This window comes from Phenylobacterium sp. (assembly GCF_036563385.1).
Taxonomy (GTDB): Bacteria; Pseudomonadota; Alphaproteobacteria; order Caulobacterales; family Caulobacteraceae; genus Phenylobacterium.
The window spans coordinates 16,820-34,886 of sequence record NZ_DATCML010000017.1 but is presented as its reverse complement, the minus strand read 5'-3'; the positions used below and the strand labels follow the sequence as shown (position 1 = coordinate 34,886).

13 protein-coding genes are annotated in these 18,067 nt (G+C 61.1%); 11 read left to right on the top strand and 2 right to left on the bottom strand.

Annotation, left to right across the window (positions count from 1 at the left end; all coding sequences use genetic code 11):
• Nucleotides 1-89: 89 nt before the first annotated feature.
• From VIL67_RS18740 to asnB, 11 genes are all read left to right on the top strand, one after another.
• The gene (locus VIL67_RS18740; protein ID WP_332050444.1) at nucleotides 90-2,327 is read left to right on the top strand and encodes a polysaccharide biosynthesis tyrosine autokinase; all 2,238 of its coding nucleotides are present in this window, start codon (nucleotides 90-92) and stop codon (nucleotides 2,325-2,327) included.
• Nucleotides 2,328-2,450: 123 nt separating this feature from the next.
• On the top strand, nucleotides 2,451-3,668 hold the full coding sequence (locus VIL67_RS18735; protein WP_332050443.1) for a glycosyltransferase family 4 protein: 1,218 nt from the start codon (nucleotides 2,451-2,453) through the stop codon (nucleotides 3,666-3,668).
• Between the two features lie 146 nt (nucleotides 3,669-3,814).
• Nucleotides 3,815-5,152 carry an oligosaccharide flippase family protein gene (locus tag VIL67_RS18730; RefSeq protein ID WP_332050442.1) on the top strand — a complete coding sequence of 446 codons (1,338 nt, stop codon included), beginning with the start codon at nucleotides 3,815-3,817 and terminating at the stop codon, nucleotides 5,150-5,152.
• Nucleotides 5,149-6,852, top strand: coding sequence for an AMP-binding protein (locus tag VIL67_RS18725; protein WP_332050441.1), 1,704 nt, complete (start codon nucleotides 5,149-5,151; stop codon nucleotides 6,850-6,852). The genes VIL67_RS18730 and VIL67_RS18725 overlap by 4 nt, the downstream gene beginning before the upstream one ends.
• The gene (locus VIL67_RS18720) at nucleotides 6,849-7,841 is read left to right on the top strand and encodes a hypothetical protein (protein WP_332050440.1); all 993 of its coding nucleotides are present in this window, start codon (nucleotides 6,849-6,851) and stop codon (nucleotides 7,839-7,841) included. The genes VIL67_RS18725 and VIL67_RS18720 overlap by 4 nt, the downstream gene beginning before the upstream one ends.
• Nucleotides 7,834-8,823, top strand: coding sequence for a glycosyltransferase (locus VIL67_RS18715; RefSeq protein ID WP_332050439.1), 990 nt, complete (start codon nucleotides 7,834-7,836; stop codon nucleotides 8,821-8,823). Before VIL67_RS18720 ends, VIL67_RS18715 begins: the two co-directional genes overlap by 8 nt.
• 14 nt (nucleotides 8,824-8,837) lie before the next feature.
• The gene (locus VIL67_RS18710) at nucleotides 8,838-9,884 is read left to right on the top strand and encodes a glycosyltransferase (RefSeq protein WP_332050438.1); all 1,047 of its coding nucleotides are present in this window, start codon (nucleotides 8,838-8,840) and stop codon (nucleotides 9,882-9,884) included.
• Complete coding sequence (locus tag VIL67_RS18705; RefSeq protein WP_332050437.1) at nucleotides 9,881-10,987, top strand: glycosyltransferase family 4 protein; 1,107 nt, start codon at nucleotides 9,881-9,883, stop codon at nucleotides 10,985-10,987. The genes VIL67_RS18710 and VIL67_RS18705 overlap by 4 nt, the downstream gene beginning before the upstream one ends.
• Complete coding sequence (locus tag VIL67_RS18700) at nucleotides 10,984-12,114, top strand: glycosyltransferase family 4 protein (protein WP_332050436.1); 1,131 nt, start codon at nucleotides 10,984-10,986, stop codon at nucleotides 12,112-12,114. The genes VIL67_RS18705 and VIL67_RS18700 overlap by 4 nt, the downstream gene beginning before the upstream one ends.
• Entirely contained in the window at nucleotides 12,104-13,336 is a 1,233-nt protein-coding gene (locus VIL67_RS18695) for an O-antigen ligase family protein (RefSeq protein ID WP_332050435.1), read from the top strand. The genes VIL67_RS18700 and VIL67_RS18695 overlap by 11 nt, the downstream gene beginning before the upstream one ends.
• A gap of 43 nt (nucleotides 13,337-13,379) precedes the next feature.
• Nucleotides 13,380-15,317, top strand: a complete 1,938-nt coding sequence (gene asnB, locus VIL67_RS18690; RefSeq protein ID WP_332050434.1) for an asparagine synthase (glutamine-hydrolyzing) — start codon at nucleotides 13,380-13,382, stop codon at nucleotides 15,315-15,317.
• Between the two features lie 12 nt (nucleotides 15,318-15,329).
• Here the strand turns inward: asnB and VIL67_RS18685 are convergent, their stop codons facing one another.
• Both VIL67_RS18685 and VIL67_RS18680 read right to left on the bottom strand, forming a co-directional pair.
• Nucleotides 15,330-16,610, bottom strand: coding sequence for a sugar transferase (locus VIL67_RS18685; RefSeq protein ID WP_332050433.1), 1,281 nt, complete (start codon nucleotides 16,608-16,610; stop codon nucleotides 15,330-15,332).
• 554 nt (nucleotides 16,611-17,164) lie between these two features.
• Nucleotides 17,165-18,058, bottom strand: a complete 894-nt coding sequence (locus tag VIL67_RS18680; protein ID WP_332050432.1) for a class I SAM-dependent methyltransferase — start codon at nucleotides 18,056-18,058, stop codon at nucleotides 17,165-17,167.
• Between the last annotated feature and the right edge of the window lie 9 nt (nucleotides 18,059-18,067).

Here is an 18,067-nt window from a genome sequence, read left to right as displayed (position 1 = left end):
AGGTCGCAGGCTCGCGGGCCTGCGGCTCCTTGGTTAGTTGGCTCAACTCCTGCAGTGATCACAGCTGCTGGACTGTCAGGGCGCCGATCATGAACATCTACAATCCTGCTCCGAGCCCGGAGCCCGAGGCGAGTTTCACGTCGCCCCGGTCGCTCCCGTTCGGGCAGCTTGATCTCCGTCGCCTGTACGCCGCCTTCCGGCGGCGTCTGCGCCTGTTCGGGGCCGTGCTGCTGGCGGTCCTGCTTGCGTGCGTCCTCCTGACCCAGACGGCGACGCCCATGTACACGGCGACGGCAAATGTGATGCTCGACACCCGGCAGGAGCGCGTGACCAACGTCGAGGAGGTGCTGTCGGGACTGCCCGCCGACTCCAGCGTCGTGGACACCGAGGTTGAGGTGCTCAGGTCGCGGCAGCTCGCTGAGCGGGTGGTCCGGAGCCTCGAACTCGACACGGATCCGGAGTTCAACAGCGCGATCCGCAAGCCCTCCGGGCTTGGGGCCGTCATCGCGACGCTGAAGGGCGCGACGGGCCTAGACGAGGGACCGGCGCGGCTGTCTCCGATCGAGGCGCAGAAGCAGCACGAACGGATCGTCGACGTGGTTCTGGGCCACCTGTCCGTGAAGCGCGCCGGGCTCACCTATGTGATCAACGTCAGCTTCGAGTCCGAACAGCCCGCCAAGGCCGCCCGCATCGCCAACAAATTCGCCGAGCTCTACCTGCTCGAGCAGATGGAGGCGAAGTTCGAGGCGACCCGGCAGGCCACGCGCTGGCTGAACACACGGCTCGACGAACTCCGCGGCCAGGTCCTGGCCGACGAGGCCGCTGTCCAGCAGTTCAAGATCGCCAACAACCTGCTCAGCGCCTCGGGCACCAACCTGACCGAGCAGGAGATCTCGAACTACAACCAGACGCTCGCCCAGGCCCGGGCGCAGGTTGCTGAGGACCAGGCTCGGCTGAACACCGCCCGGCAGCAGCTGGCCCGCGGCTCCACCGGTGAGGACGTCGGCGAAGCGCTGAGCTCGCCGGTGATCCAGAACCTGCGCAACAAGCGGACCGAGGTGAGCGCCCGGGTCGCGGACCTGCAGGGCCGCTATGGCGAGCGTCACCCTGAGATGCTTAAGGCAAAGCGTGAGCTGCAGGACATTGACGGCCAGATCCAAGCCGAGATCCAGCGCATCATCTCCAACCTGGAGGCGAAGGCCCAGGTCTCGCGCGAACGGGCCGGCGCCATCGGCGGCAGCCTCGGCGGCGCCCGCGGCACGCTGGAGGCCAACAACCGGGCCATGGTCCGGCTCAACGAGCTGCAGCGCACCGCGGAAGCCTCGCGCACGCTCTACGAGAGCTATCTGAACCGGTTCAAGGAGACGAGCACCCAACAGGGCATCGAGCAATCCGACGCCCGCGTCGTTTCAAAGGCGAAGATCCCGACGGGCCAGAGCTCGCCCAAGGTGGCCTTGAATCTCGCGCTGGGCCTCCTGCTGGCGCTCGGCGCGGGTGTCGGCGCGGTCGTCCTGGCCGAGATGCTGGACTCCGGTCTCGCCACGGCCGAGGACGTGGAACGCAGGCTGGAAACGGCCTACCTGGGCGCCGTGCCGCTGCTGGCCTCCGTGGCGGAAGACAGCAAGTCCGCGCCGATCGACTATGTCGTCGAGAAGCCGCTTTCCAGCTTCTCCGAGGCGTTCCGCAATCTGCGGACGTCCATCCTCTACGCGCGCCTGGGGGACGCTGTGAAGGTCGTGGCGGTGACGTCCTCCCTCCCCGGCGAGGGCAAGACGACCACCTCGATCTGCCTTGGCCGCACCTCCGCCCTGCAGGGGGCCCGGACCATCGTGGTGGACTGCGACCTGCGCCGCCGCACTGTGAACCGCGTGCTCGGCGCCGACCCCAAGGTGGGCCTGCTCGAAGTGCTCGCCGGCGAGGCGACGCTGCAGGACGCCATCGAAACCGACAAGGCCACGGGCGCCCATTTCCTGCCGCTCGCCAAGAGCGCCTTCACGCCCAAGGACGTCTTCGGCTCCCAGGCCATGGACCGGCTGCTGGCTGAGCTCCGCAACCGGTATGACCTCGTCGTGCTGGACACCGCGCCGGTCCTGCCGGTCGCCGACACCCGCGTGCTCGCGCCGAAGGCCGACGCCGTGGTCTTCCTGGCACGCTGGCGCAAGACGCCGCAGCAGGCGATCGAGTCGGCGTTCCGGCTGCTGACCGGGACCGGCGCTCACCTGGGGGGCGTCGCCCTGACCCAGATGGATATGAAGGAGCAGGCCCGGTACGGCTACGGGGACCCGGGCTACTACTACGCCGAATACAAGAAGTACTACGTGAGCTAATCCCGCAGTCGTCCATCGCCAAAGGGTGTGGACAGCTCGGACCGCTACATGACGGCACCTCCCCCCCAGCAGCGCACTCCGCGTCAGGCAGATAGTGCGAAGTGTGACGCGCGAGGCACGGCGTTGTTCGTCGGCGCCGACGTAAAATACATGGCAGCCTTCCGAGGCGCACTCATTCGTGCAACTCAGGCCGCTGGCTATGATGTGCTGATCCTCGCCACGCCCGTGCCGGGGTTCCAGCCTGAGGGTGAATTACCTCAGGGCGCGCGGTTCTTGCCCTGGAACTTGCGCAAGGCGGGCCTGAACCCGCTAGCAGACGTGTCTGCCTTGCGAACACTTTGGGGTTTGCTGCGGGATCGGCAGTGCAAGCTTGTGTTCGCCCATACGATCAAGCCTGTGATCTATGCCATGGTTTTGGCTTGGTTTGCTCGCGTACCTCGGCGAGCAGCTCTGATCCCGGGTCTGGGGTACGCCTTCACGGAAGGAAGAAGCGTCAAGCGCCGCGTTACGGCCTTACTAGGACGACTCGCCTACACAGCCGCATTTCGCTGTGCACACGTAGTTCTGTTTCAGAACCCTGACGATCAAGCAGAGATGCTCTCTCTGGGCGTGCTGGACTGTGAGAGTAGAGGCGCGATCGTGAATGGCTCCGGCGTCGACATGGAGGCCTTCCCACTCACCGACCTCCCTGAAGGTCCTCCGACGTTCCTGATGGTGGCGCGCCTGATCCGCGACAAGGGTGTGTATGAGTTCATCGAGGCAGCGCGTCGCGTGCGGCAGGTGGTGCCGGCCGCCCGTTTCGTCCTCGTTGGCGCGCCAGACGAGAACCCGGCGGCAATTTTGGCCAGCGAGATTCAAAGCTGGGTTTCCGAGGGAATAGTCGAGGCGCCTGGTCATCTCCCCGATCCCCGGCCTGCCTATGCCGCCTGTCACGTCTTCGTACTTCCTTCGTACTATCGGGAGGGCACTCCCCGGACCAACCTAGAGGCCATGGCAACTGGCCGGCCTATCATCACGACAGACTCGCCTGGCTGCCGCGAAACGGTGATCGACGGACACAATGGGATCCTGATCCCGCCGCGCGATGCTGGAGCGCTCGCTGACGCCATGATTGCTCTCGCTCGGTCGCCCGAGCTGATACGTACGATGGGTCAAGCCGGCCGACGTCTCTGCCACGAGCGTTTCGAGCTCTGGAGCGTCACCAGCAGCACGCTGCTGCACGTCACCGGCGCCGAGACTCGCAACTGCGACCTCTCAATTGCCTACCCCCTCCTCACGCCAGCTAAACCGGTGCCCGAGACTGCAAATGAGGTCGCGGGGCGAGGACCCCATGATGCTTAAGCTGCTTCACCTACGCATGGGTGACGGCTGTCCGCTGAGTCGGGTGACAGGCACCCGCCGCTTCAGAATGCTTGTCCAAGAGCGGCCTTCGATGGGGCACGCGCGATGGTGAGCTACGTTCCCGCCTGTGGGCCGGGGCTCTGGTAATGCCTATCGGCCTTCTTCGCGCCGGCACGCTGAGCGCGCTCAGGCAGCACGTTCCCCGCTATAAAAAGATCGCAGCCGACATCCTAACTCTGCTGGGGCAACGCGTTGTCCAGCGCGCGGCGGGTTTGGTCAGCATCTATTTCCTCGCCAGGCATTTGGCCCCCACGCTCCTTGGCCAATATCAGTTCGCTGGCGTTGCGATCGCTGCCATCGCGTTCACGGCGCTGACCGGCCTTGACAACGCGATCATGCAGGCAGTGTCGCGTGGAAGCCGCGGACTGTACCGTAGAGGGCTGAAAGTAGGGTTCGCGGCTAGCACTGTAGGCGGGCTCCTACTTGGTTCAGCAGCGCTGCTATGTCGCGAGCTGCGACCTGATGCTGTCGTTCCGCTCGCTGTGGGAGCGGCTTGCTTCCCGCTCTATGCCGGTTTGATCCAGTGGAAGAGCGTCCTCCTTGGGGAGGGGCGCTTCAGCGTCTGGTCCCTCGTGGAGTCTTCGAATGCGCTTGCGACCCACGGCCTGATCGTCGCAGCGGTGCTGCTCGATGTTCAAGATGTGGGCGTCTTCATCACCCTCTACCTACTACCGACATCTCTGATCAACGTGGCGATGACGTACATTACATGGCGACGTTGCGGTGAAGGAAAGAGTGACGAAGGAGACGACCTATTCCGGTACGGCGTGCGCACGTCAGCGATCAATGTGGTTGGCTCCCTGTCCGAACAGGTGGAGCGGATCCTCATCTTCCTCGTGGTGGGCCCTGCAGCGCTGGCAGTTTTCCTCGCTGGCGATCGCCTCTCAGAGCTGGTGCGTAGCGTCGCTCAAGACGCCGCAGCAGTCCTAGCCCCACGTTTCGCGCGAATGAGTTCCTACTCCGTCAAACTCGCTCGCGTCATTCAGCTCATCTGCCTAACGGCAGGTGTATTAATCGTCGTTTTTGCTTTTACTTTTGCACCTGCAATTCTGATTGGGGTCTTTGGTCCGCAGTATTCTCCATCGATACCATACGCGCAGGCGCTGCTTTGCTCGGTTGCAATCGGCAACGTCGGGCAGTTCCAATTCCGGTTCATCCGCTCGCAAGCAAATGACGTCGCCTTCCGTGACGTCGTTCTCTGGACCTCCGGTGTTCGCATCCTGGCGTGCCTCGCACTGGTGCCCGCGTTCGGACTCTGGGGTGCCGTCGCCGGAATTTTCGCGCACCGCCTCGGTGTTAGCGCCACCACATCCTTTGTACTCTCGAGACGGTCCTTATCCGATCAACCCCCACAACCTGGGACCTCATCCGAGCAGCCCCGCGCCGCATCTCACCCAGCGGGGTCTGAGGAACATACATCATGACTGTGCGGAACCCGGCTGATCTGCGCCCCAACGGTGAAATGCAGACCGCCCTGGCGAACGCCTTGGCGCAGTTCGCCGATCTACCAGCGCTCGTGCTGGAGAGCGGTAGAAGTGTCAGCTACGGGGAGCTCGCGAAGGAAGCTGGTGCGATCGGGGCACACCTGCCGGATCGGAAGGCGCTCGTCGTCATTGAGGGCGGCAACAACCCAGCCACTGTCGCGGCCTACGTAGGCGCACTCCTGAAAGGTCATGCGGTCCACCTCCTTGAACCCGATAAGCCAGGGGCGCTTGCCTCGATCCGGGAACGCTTTGGATTGGATGCACACATCCGATGTTCATCTGAAGGTTGGCATGTTCAAACAAGTTTACACGAACCCCCAAAGGTGCACGACGCGATCGCGATCCTTTTCTCTACATCCGGAACCACCGGCGCCAGCAAGCTCGTTAAGATTACCCAACGAAACATTTTGAGTAACACGCAATCAATCGTACGATATCTTGGGATTGAAAACATAGATCGAGCAATTACGGTATTGAAGCCACACTACTCTTATGGCCTCTCTGTACTTAATTCACATCTGCTTTCTGGCGCCTCACTTCTACTAACCGACCGCTCAGTTCAAGATCCATGGTTCTGGTCGTTGGCATCGGAATGGCAAATCACCAACTTCGCCGGCGTCCCCCATACGTTCGAGACCCTCGCCAGGGGCGGCACGTCACTGCAAACTCTTCCGTCGTTGCGCTTTGTCACCCAGGCCGGGGGGAAACTGCATCCAGAATTAGTTCGGAAATTCGCGGCGGCCGGGGAACGCTCCGGTTGGCGGTTCTATGTCATGTACGGCCAAACTGAGGCTTCGCCGCGCATGGCCTATCTCCCTCCTGAAATGGCCCTCTCTGATCCAGACGCCATTGGCGTGCCAGTTCCTGGGGGGCGGCTCGAGATTGTGGATGAGGAGGGCAGGTCGATAGAGGAACCGTTTAGACGTGGGGAGCTCGTTTACTATGGCCCCAACGTGATGGCCGGATACGCATCGTCCAGGGAAGACCTTGCAGACGCCGCTCACGTCGAGCGTCTGGCCACGGGAGACCTCGCGTTCAGAAGGCCCAATGGTCTTTTCGTACTCGCCGGACGCAAGTCACGGTTCGTGAAGCCATTGGGCATTCGGGTTAGCCTGGACGAGGTGGAGCAGGTTCTTATCGGCGAAGGATTCGCAGTCGCGGCAGTTTCCGCGGGAGAAGCGGTAGCGATTTTCCACGAGGGCGCTCCACCGCTTACCCATGCCCGAGCGAGCGAACTGCTCAACCTTCCCAAGCCGCTAATCCACATCCATATTTCCCACGAGCTGCCGCGGCTTCCCAGCGGCAAAGTAGACTACGCAGCTCTTCAGAGTCTTGCTCTGAGCCCAGCACGTGTGTCCCTGTGCGCCCACCCCTTGCGCTTTGTCGCCGAGGTCGCACGCGAAGCGGTTGCCATAATGGTGGGAAGTGTAGACCGCAGCCGAAGCATCACATCTGTCTTTCGTGAGGTCATGCGGCTCACCTCGGTCGACTTAGCAGATACCTTTGTCTCTCTTGGTGGCGACTCGCTTACCTACGTTGGACTCACTATTGCGCTTGAAGAACTCGTCGGCCCCCTACCCGCTAATTGGCATCTCATGACCATCAACGAGCTCGAAGCTCTGCGGGGCGCTCGGGAGTGACCGTGCGAGCTAACACACTGGAGACCATCGTTTTCGCGCGAGCCGCAGCCATCACCCTGGTCGTGGCGAACCACTGCGTGTTCGGCGTGAGCTTGCATGGCGGGCTGAACGCGCTGCTCTTCGTTTCGGGGCTGGCCATGGCGCAGTTTGGCTTCAATGACGGCACCGCCGGGGCCCTACGCGCCTTCTACCGGTTCGGCCTACGGCTGGCGGTGCCGAGCTTCATCATCGCACTATTCTGGGGTATGGCAGTAGGCAAAGTCAGCGCTCACGAACTCATGTTCGTGAGCAACTGGATGTACAAGTCACGAGTCGCTCTCTTCCCGATATGGTATCCGCAGGCGATCGCACAAATGTTGCTAGCGCTGACCCTCGTGTTCGCGCTGACCGACATGGGGTCGCGCATTCAACGACACAGACTGTTCTGGACTTCAGCCCTATTCGTTGGCTCGTGCGCTATCGCCCTGATGTCCTATTCACTGTGGGACACGCGGCATCTGGCAGACAAGCTGCCACATCTCATTGCCTGGAACTTCGTCCTAGGGTGGCTTTGCTGGGCCGTCCGGACGTCGAATGTCGGCAAACTGGCGGGCCGCTTGCTACTAACTGGCGTATTAGCCGGATCCGTTCTGGCGCTTTTCATTGGCGTTAACGCAGCCGATGGTCAGACCCGCGCTATATTCATGCCGCTGATTATTCTTCCGGTTATTTGGTTCGACCGCATTTCTGCGCCTCGTTTGCTGGCACGCGCCGCCATCGTGATCAGCCAAGCGTCACTTTTCATCTTCCTCCTTCACTATTATTTCTTCTGGGGAACGTGGCGTCTCGGGCGTTTGATCGGGTTGGAAGACGAAGCTCAGGCTCCCGTTGTCCGACTGTTCGTCGGCATTCTAGGGCCAGTAATAACTTGGGCAGTCTGGACGGCAGCCCGTCGCGTGTACCGGCGCGGATATCGTCTGCCGCTGTTGGGAGAGCGTGCCTATGGCTGAGCCCCTCGTGACTGTCGGCGTGACAGCATTCAACGCTCAGGACACGATTGAGGCTGCGATACGCTCCGCGCTCGCACAGGATTGGCGGTGCCTCGAGGTGCTTGTCGTCGACGACGCCTCCACGGACGCTACGCCACAGAAGGTCACGTCACTTCAGGCGGAAGATCCGCGGATCCAACTCATCAGCCATACTGTGAATAAGGGCGTGGCGGAGAGCCGGAACTCTATTCTCCGCCATGCGCAAGGTGATTTCGTAGCGTTCTTTGATGATGATGATGAGAGCGCGCCTCAACGCCTAGCCGCACAAGTCGAGAGAATCATCACGTACGAGCGGCTTTTCCCTGAGGGAGCGCCGGTCATCTGCCACACCGCCCGCCGCCAATTATTCCCGGATGGCAGCTCACGTATTGAGACCACGATGGGCACCGGCCTGCACGTGCGGGCACCATCCGGCCCGGCTGTGGCTGCACGGATACTCCAGGGGAAGCCTTTGCGGAACGGCTATGGTTCGCTAGCCACGTGCAGTCAAATGGCTCGGTTGTCGACCTACCGTGCCGTTGGCGGCTTCGATCCCACTTTGCGCAGAAGTGAAGACACGGACTTGGCGGTTCGTCTCGCGTTGAATGGTGCTCACTTCCTCGGGATCGCGGAGCCCCTCGTCACCCAAACCATGCACGTAACAGACGAAAAGTCGCTGGGCGCCGAGCGACAATCCGCGGCGGCGCTTCTCCGCAAGCACCAGGGCGCATTCACCTCTAAGCAGGACTATGCCTTTGCGCAGGAGTGGTTGACGCTCAAGTTCTTGTGGCTGGCAGGAGATCGACGTCTCTTCTGGAAGATGCTTCTGCGCCTCGCCGGTGCATTTCCGCTCTCAACAGTCAGACGAATGGCCTACGCACTGCCCATGGCGGCTTCGCGGGCCTCGGTTCGACGCCTGCACGACCAGGTTCAGAAAGCCACGGCCGCGGGACGCTCTGCTTGAAACGGCCATCGAAGATGAGTGCGACCGTTGCGTGTACCGGGTCGCTCATGTCTCACAACGCTCCCCCGGGCCGGGAAGGAGCCGGGCCGCTCACGGCTCCTGACTTTCCGCTCGTTACAATCGGCATCACTTGCTTCAACGCTGCAGAGACCATCAGTAGGGCCATCGCAAGCGCCGTGTCTCAGGAATGGCCGAGCCTGGAGATATTGGTGGTCGATGACTGCTCCACCGACGAATCAGGTTCTGTGATCCACCGGGCGCTCGCGGGTGTCGCGGGCGCCCGGGTGCTTCGCCACCGCAAGAACAGCGGCGTCGCGGTCGCCCGCAATACCCTGCTCGAAATGGCCTCTGGCGAGTTCATCGCATTCTTCGACGACGATGACGAAAGCGTTCCAACCCGTGTCTCAATTCAATACGAAGCAATCCGACAGCACGAGTGCAAAACAGGCGCGTCAGTAATCGCCTGCTATGGTTCAGGGGCTCGAGAATACCCGAACGGGTACCGGGTTCAGGCTCAGGCGATCGGTTCGCGGGAGCGCGGGCCTGTCGGCACTGAGGTAGTGGACTATCTCCTTTTCAATGAACGGAAGTCGGGCGTGTCCTATGGTGCCGGTATTCCAACATGCGCCCTGATGGCACGGACCGCCACATTGCGCGAGGTTGGAGGATTCGATCCCTCACTGCGGCGGGTCGAAGATGTCGACCTGGCGATCCGTCTGGGCCTTGCAGGTGCCCATTTCATAGGGTGCGCTGAAGAACTCTACCTCCAGCGCGCGACTTTGGGTGCCGACAAGACACCGGTCGAAAACTTGGCTTCGGAGCTCCTGGTCGTCGAAAAGTACCGAGATTACCTCAAGCAGCGCGGGCTTTACGAGTACGCTCGCGACTGGTTCGTGTTCCGAGAACGCTACTTCAGCAAGCATTACCTCTCAGCGTTGTTGTGTCTGTTGAACATCGCTGCAAATCGACCATTTCGAGCGGCTCGGCACCTCTTGCGGTCCGCCCCAGCGCGACTGCGCCACGAGAGAGCTATGAATGCTCCAGTGCGGCCGCAGTCATGAAGGTGATGTTCGCCAACCGGCAATTCGATCGCATAGCTGGCGGCGTCGAGCGGATGTCGATCGAAATGATGAACGACTTAGTTGCTCGAGGACACGAAGTGGAACTCGTGTCGTTGGACGCGCCGCACGCCTCAACCTTTTACCCGCTCGACGACAGAGTCGGCTGGCACCGCGTAGGTATCGGCGACCCAACCCGCAAGGCAACACCACGGGAAATTCTCGCTAGGCTCCACGTTATCCGACAGGCCATCCGGAGGGCACGACCGGATGTGATGATAGGATTCCAACAAGGTGCGTACATCTTGTTGGCCCTGAGCTCGCTCGGTCTGGGAATTCCAGTGATCGCTGCGGAGCGTAATGCTCCGCAGCGATTCGATTACCTGAAGGACGGGCACGGCCGATGGTTCCAGTTCCTCAGTTTCGGATTCGCCGCCCGCATCACTGTACAGATGGAGTCCTACCGGTCGCACTATCCGGCCGTACTCCGTAGGCGGATCGTCAGCATTCCCAATCCCGTGCCGCAGCAGGTGCGAGGCGCAGAGCCCGGTGGACACGCGTGCACGCGCAAGCGGCTGCTGTGCGTAGCGCGCCTCAGCTACCAGAAAAACCAGAGCCTCCTGATTGAGGCCTTCGCCAAGATCGCCAACGCTTTCCCAGACTGGGACCTGACACTGGTTGGGGGCGGAGAGGATGAGGCAAAGCTACAAGCGCTCGCCCGGAGCCTCCAACTCTCGGAACGGGTGGAATTCATTGGTGCAGTGACCAATGTCGAGGAATGGTATCTGAGAAGCCACATCTTCTGCTTGAGCTCGCGGTGGGAGGGCTTTCCGAACGCGTTGGCAGAGGCCATGGCGTTCGGACTTCCTGCCGTCGGGTTGATTGAGTGCGCCGGCGTAAACGAACTCATCCAAGACGGCGTTACAGGTCAACTTGCACCCAGCAGCGCGGACGGCTTAGCGGTCGTGCTTAGCGCCCTTATGGCTAGTCCAGACGTACGGCGAGCGATGGGAAATGCTGCCCGTGCGGCTATGGGCCCATATGCGCCGCAGCAGGTCCTTGATCGCTGGGAAGCGCTCTTCTCTGACGTGGCGCGCACGAGGTGAAGCTGTTATTCGCCATTAAGCGGCTTGAAAATGCAGCCGGCGGGTCTGAGCGCGTCCTGGCGAAGGTTTGCTCCGAGCTTGCGAGCCGCGGGCACGAGATCGTCGTTCTCACGTGGGACGCAGCGGGCGCACAGCCGTTCTACCCATTCGATCAACGGGTCCGTTTCCTGAACCTAGGGATAGGAGACAGCGCGCGCCGGACTCGACCTTGGGAATTCATCCGGCGCCTGTGGATCCTGCGTCGCGCAGTCAATGCTGTCGCTCCGCACGTCGCCGTGGGCTTCGGCCACTCGATGTTCGTTCCGCTAGCATTCGCTCTCGTAGGTACGCGTACGCCGCGGATAGGTAGCGAACACGCGGCGACGGCGCACTATGACGACAAACCTCTGCAACTGCTGCTGCTCCGCCTGGCGGCTCCCCTCTTGGACAGCGTCACAGTTCTTTCGGAGATGTTGCGCGACGATTACCCGGCTGATCTTCGCTCGCGCATGATCGTACTGCCGAACCCGGTTCTGGCAGCACCTCAGGCGGAAGCCTGTCATGCGGATACCAGGTACCGCACAATTCTGAATGTCGGGCGGCTGGATCCACAGAAAGATCAGGCAACGCTAATCAAGGCTTTTGCTCTAGTCGCACCGGACTTTCCGGATTGGCGCCTTCGCATCATCGGAGAGGGCGGATTGCGCCAGGAACTCGAGCTGCTGGTCCAACAGCTCGACCTGAACGGAAGGGTCACCCTGCCCGGCGTGACACAGATGATCAACAAGGAGTATGCATCCGCACACCTGTTTGCACTTCCATCCCGCTACGAGTCGTTTGGGCTGGTGAGCACTGAGGCCATGTCGCACGGCTTGGCTGTTCTTGGCTTCAACGACTGCCCGGGCACGAATGAAGTTGTGCTAGATGGCGCCACTGGTCTCCTGGTGGGTCCGGAACATGGACGCGTAACCAGCTTTGCAGATGGTCTGCGCAAGCTCATGGCAGACGCGGATCTGCGGCATCAGCTTGGTCGCGCTGGGCGCGACCGGATCGCTCATTTGTCGAGCCAGTGTGACGTCGTAGAACGATGGGAAGCTCTGCTGACGTCCGCCTCCACGACTAAGGAGATCTCTTCTCGTGCCCTTTGATCTCCGTGGCTGGCTTCCATTTTGCCTGTTACTCGCGCCGTTCATCTATTCGAACGACAACTCTAACTACCGCGCTTACGAGGTCCTTGCGGTGGGGATCACCATCGCTGTGCTCGCGCTCCTCACGCCGCTGCGCATGCGGCGTCAAGCCGAATGGTTCATTGTGGGCGGCTATGCCTTGCTGCTGATAATCCAGCAACTCGCCCTGACCTACGGCAGCATCAGGTTTGGCGCTCAATATGCTCTGGTCATGATCTTTGCCTTTGCTCCAGCATGGGCAGTGCATTCTATACAGTGGCGCCCGCAAGATTTTGCGATTAGCTGGGATTTCGCTATTCGGCTCGCTTCCGCCTTTCTCCTTGTAAACCTAGTAGGATCGCGCCTCTTTGGGTTCGGCGAGATAGCATCCGGCATGCAAGGACAGCGGTATTTTGGGTTCTTGGGTGACTCCATTTCGCCGATCTTGGCTTTCCCACTCCTCTACTTCTTGGTTCGGAGACAATTTCTCTGGGTTTCCGCGATGGGGCTTGGAATGCTTCTAACGGGCGGCAAGGCCGCTCTTGTGATGCTGGTTGTGGCGCTCTGCCTCATGCTGCTAACCAAGACGCCCTGGCTCGTGCGGCTCGCGTCATTGCCCGTTTTTATCTTCGTAGGAGCGTTCGCTTCTCCGAAGATTATGGCGCTGCTTGGCAGCCCGGCCGTCCAATATTCGTGGAATACGCGTCTACTTTCCTACGAGCTTGGCTGGAGGCTCTTCCTGAAGAGTCCAGTCTTCGGAGTTGGTATCAATCAGAGCATGGTCAACCTTGCTCCGCAGGCGGACGCCCTGGCGGGCTCTCGGGGCATGACGCGGTACTGGATTGTCGGCCAAATCCACAACGCGTTCATTCGGACGATGGCCGAGACTGGCGTTTTGGGGTTGATTGCACTTCTAAGTCTCTGTGTATTGCTAAGTGCGCGTGCCTTCGTCGCACTGGAACGGGTGCAATCCACGCCATCCGCTGCCGCTCGCGGGATCATAGTTGCTGGATCGGTATGGACGATCGCGTTCATCACCACCTATCAGTCTGTAGGCTGGTTTGAACACGGACACCCCCAGCTGGCGTGGCTATTACTGATCTCGTCGACCAGCTACGCTGCCTCGCAACTCTACAGAAATCAGCCAACGCCGAAGCGATGGGCGCCTGCAAGGCAGCCGCCGGCCATGCAGCGTGCTGGTTGACACGGCTCGTAAACCACCGATCGCCTGAGGGAGAGCGCTAGCAATGTGCGGCATAGCCGGCCTCTTAACCTTACGCGCTATCGCGCGCGAGGACGTCTCGCGGATGATTCACCCCCTCGAGCATCGCGGACCGGACGGGCATGAAATTTGGCTCGATGAACCGGCAGGCATCGGTCTTGCCCACAGCCGCCTAGCCATCATCGATGTTTCGCCGACGGGCGCACAGCCCATGGTTTCGCGAAGCGGTCGGTTCGTCATCACCTACAATGGCGAAATCTACAATAGCACTGAACTCCGCGCGGAAGTTCAACGAACATCCGGCGAGCAAGAATGGCGAGGCCATTCCGATACAGAGGTGCTTCTTGCCGCAATCGACCAGTGGGGCGCCGAGGCGGCGCTGATGAAAGCTGAAGGCATGTTCGCCTTCGCACTTTGGGACCGGTCGTCGAGGAAGCTACTGCTGGCACGAGACCGCAGCGGCGAAAAGCCACTATACTACGGCTTCGCGGCTGACGCGTTTGTATTCGGGTCTGAATTGAAGGCGCTCCGAACCGCGCGCGGATTCGAGGCCGACATTGACTATGCAGCAGCGACCCGCTTTCTCCAACTCAGCTACGTGCCGGCACCCTATTCAATCTATCGCAATGCCCGGAAGCTGACAGCAGGCTCGTTCATCGAAGTGCGAGCCGAGGATATCGCGGCGCGCCGTTGGCCCGAGCCACGCCCCTACTGGGACATTCGCCGAATCGCTGATGCGGGCTCCGCCGAGCCGATCCACGACGAGGCTTTGGCAATAGAGATGCTCGACGAGACGCTACGCCGAGCTGTTAAGTCGCAGATGTCCGCCGACGTGCCCCTTGGTGCCTTCCTTTCCGGCGGCATCGACTCCTCCACCGTCGTTGCCATGATGCAGGATCAATCGGCCACGCCTGTCACAACCTTCACCGTAGGTTTCGGAGACCCGGGCTATGACGAGAGCATGGTGGCAGACCGAGTCGCGCGCTTCCTGGGGACTGACCATCACGAACTGCATGTGACTCCAGCCGAAGCTCAGGCTGTCGTGCCGTTACTTGGTCGCATTTACGATGAGCCTTTCGCGGATGCCTCCCAGATCCCGACATACTTGATCGCGAAGCTCGCCCGCACCCGTGTGACGGTGGCGCTTTCGGGTGACGGAGGGGATGAGCTGTTCGCTGGCTATAACCGGCACCTCTGGCTGCCTGCATTGCTCCGCATGACGTCGAAGCTGCCGCCGGTAGTCGCGGAGATCCTTGCGACGGGCGTAGACATGGCACCCGCTGTGGCAATTCAGGCTGCCGCCAAGATGCGTGGGCCGCTGGGCCAAGCGGCGCGGCGAGCGGAGGCATTGCCGAGCATCTTGCGAGCCCAAAGTGCAGATGCAGCGTATCGTGGCGCGATCCATAATTGGGCCGTGCCTCCCCTAGCTGTCGAGCTGAAGCATTCCTGCATTGAACTGGCTGAACCCGAGCTCCGTCCGGGATCGGACGTTCACTCTAACATGATGCTTTGGGACTACCTCACTTATCTGCCGGATGACGTTCTTACCAAGGTGGATCGAGCTTCGATGCGAGCTTCGCTGGAGGTTCGGTGTCCGCTCCTGCACTCGGAGGTCGCCGCGCTCGCCTGGCGCCTTCCGCTGCACATGAAGCTCAGAGGCTCGACTGGCAAATGGCTTCTACGGCAGGTGCTTTACCGGTACGTGCCGCAAACGATTGTCAATCAGCCGAAGGCGGGTTTCTCAGCCCCCATCGGGAGCTGGATACGCGGTCCGTTGCGGGAGTGGGCAGGTGACTTGTTGTCAGAGAGCCGGATCAGACGGCAAGGTTTGTTCGACGTAAAGGCGGTAGGCGCGGCCTGGCGAGAGCACCAATTGGGAAAACGCGATCTAAGTAAGAAGCTGTGGCCGGTGCTCATGTTCGCCGCTTGGTCAGACGAATGGTGCCCAACACTCTCGAGCTAGGCAGAGGATGTGCTAGCGGACGCCTGACCCAGCAGCGAGAGTCCATATCGTTCGTGCGACGATCTGCATGTCGAGCAGGAGAGAAACCTTCTTCACGTAGTAGAGGTCGTAAGCCAGCTTCTCGCGAGCTTCATGAACGTTAGCTGATGGCCCCGTGCAGACCTGCGCCCAACCCGTGATCCCTGGCCGTACAAGGTTGCGGTATGCATACTCGGGGAGTTGCTGAAGATACGCAGCGTGGAAATTCGCCGCCTCTGGCCGTGGTCCGATAAGGCTCATCTCGCCTAAGAGCACATTCCAAAGTTGCGGCAGTTCATCGATGCGCAGCCGGCGCATGAGGCGTCCATACGGCGGGACTCGATCATCGCCAGGTACAGTTTCGCCGTAGACCTCGCCAGGCTTTGGCGTTCGCATAGTCCGCAGCTTCCACATCCGGAAAGGAATGCCGCCCAGGCCAATCCGGTCCTGTACGAAGAATATGGGACGACCAAGCACCAAGAGCGAACCGAGCATCGCCACGCCGACGATCGGGACCACCACAGGCAGGAAGAACACGGCGACGGAAATGTCCAGAAGCCTCTTGCCCAAACCATATACTGGACTTCGGTCACATACGTGATCGACTTGGAAATGCTCAACGGAAACACGGCCGCGGCGTTCCTCAAGATACTCGGCTACATGACGGACTTCGCAGCCTGCAAGCATCGCCCGAGCGACAGCGCTGGTCCATTCGGCCGGAAGCTCACGAGAGACGTCGACCACCACCACATCGTAACCTCGAAGGTCGGCATCTGCTCTGTTGACGACCTCGGCGATGCCGTGGATCCACGTGCCGAGCTCACTGGCACCCGGACCAATCACCGCCACGCGGTGGCCCCTGAGTTGCCCGCGTAGCCAAACGACCGCACAGGCAATTACGACGGAGACCCCTGCCGCAATCGTCAGATTGGGCCTTGAGAAGAAGTCTCGCCCGGCCAGCACCAAAAACGCCAACACACCATGGGCAAGCACGAGGCTGTAAATGGCCTTAGCAAAGCGTGCCGGGAGTGGCCCTGTCACGCGCCACGCCGTAGCGAAGACCACCAGGTTGCACGTCCAATTTAGGAAAAGATGCCGCAACTGTTCGAGTGGGATGTCCGCCAGCGCGACCCGATAGATCCCGACCAGGTAGGCGGCGGGAAGGAGAAAGAGGAGCACGCAGGAAAACACGAAAGCAGAAACGTGCGTCCGAAATCTGGACGCCGCTGCTCCTTCGAACTCGCCATGCCTGCTTTCGAGCGCCTGCGCACTCATACCACGCCCCCGCCTCGTCTCCATTCGGAGCAGACCTGCACTGCCTCGGCGGACCCAAGCAAGCTCCGGACCAAGCGTGGCAATAACCGTACCTAGTAACAGAGATTTAAACCCGCTGCGTCACTTTCGGGAGACATGCGGGAGTAACGTATGCAATCGCGCGCTCTGTCCGCACCGCTCACAGCGCCGCGGGGCAGATTTCGCCCCAGAGTGGCCAATGAAATGGACTCTTCGGTCCACTCTCCCGCTTTGGAGCTGCAATCTGACCTTGCGGCAAGCTTCAGCCAGGCGAGCGTCAAATGGTCACGCGTTGTGACATTCACGCTTATGAGCACGCTCGTGGTCGCTACATGCGCCTTTTGCTGGCTCGCGGGCGCTGCGTGGATTTGGCGTTTATTTGCCAGCTAGACTCAGATTGCGCCCTGAAGCCTCCCGCCGGTGCAAACTGAAGCGCGTCAGCCTTAAGAAGCGCGGCGGCTATGGCTCACGGCACCAAGACCAGATCACCTCTGCGGCAACTCGGCTGCGCCGTAGAGGGGCGGAGCCGAACTTGCTCACGCTTTGTATCCGAGCGCCGTCCAATAGGGTGCACGCGATTGGAACCGCACGTCCCGGAGCCCCGCCTGCTCCATGAGCACTCGCATCTCAGGCTGGGTGTAGCGCTTTTCGAGCCGCGTCCCAAACCGATCACGCGCATCCGTCCTAAGCATGTAGAATGACCGGTCGCGGTAGAAGCTCAGAGGCCACCTCTCGAGCCCCCGTGCTCCAAATGCGCGCTCCCAGAGGCGCGCGCCACGGGCGAGTGGCCAATAGACAAGCGCAGCTATCACGTCAGTGAGGCCGTTTTGCACGGGACGCGGTAGGCGGCAGATCGCTAATCGCAGGAAGTCAGAGACCTTCCAGATGGTCTTGAACCACCACGGTAATCCGTCAAACCTGTAATAGAGATAGAGCAGGAACGGGGCCCCGGGCTTGAGCTTGCGGACACAATTGCGGAGCGCGGATTCCGTATCTGGAACGTGGTGCAGGACGCCGAGGCAGTAAGCGAAGTCCAAGCTTCCATCAGCAAACGGCATATCATCTGCCGATGCATGATGAAACTCGACGTCGGAACGGTGGCCGAGATGGCGGCGCGCGACATCCAACGCCGCCAGCGCAGGGTCAATCAAATGGAAATGGCCGGAGAAGCACCGCCGACTGACCGCAGCCACCCGTCCGCTGCCGCACCCAATGTCCGCGCCGACCGCGTTCTTCGGGAGCTCACTCCACGGGAACAGCTCGTGGAAGTATGAGGCATGGAACTTCACTAACTCCGCATCGTCGCGGTCAGCGTGGTTGAAGCGGCTCCACTCATCACCGAAGCCGGCGACGGTCGCGAGATCAACATTCTTCATGGCGCCACCATTATGGAAACTGACCGATTGCTGACTTCGAAGGGGTCCCAGCATGGGACCGCT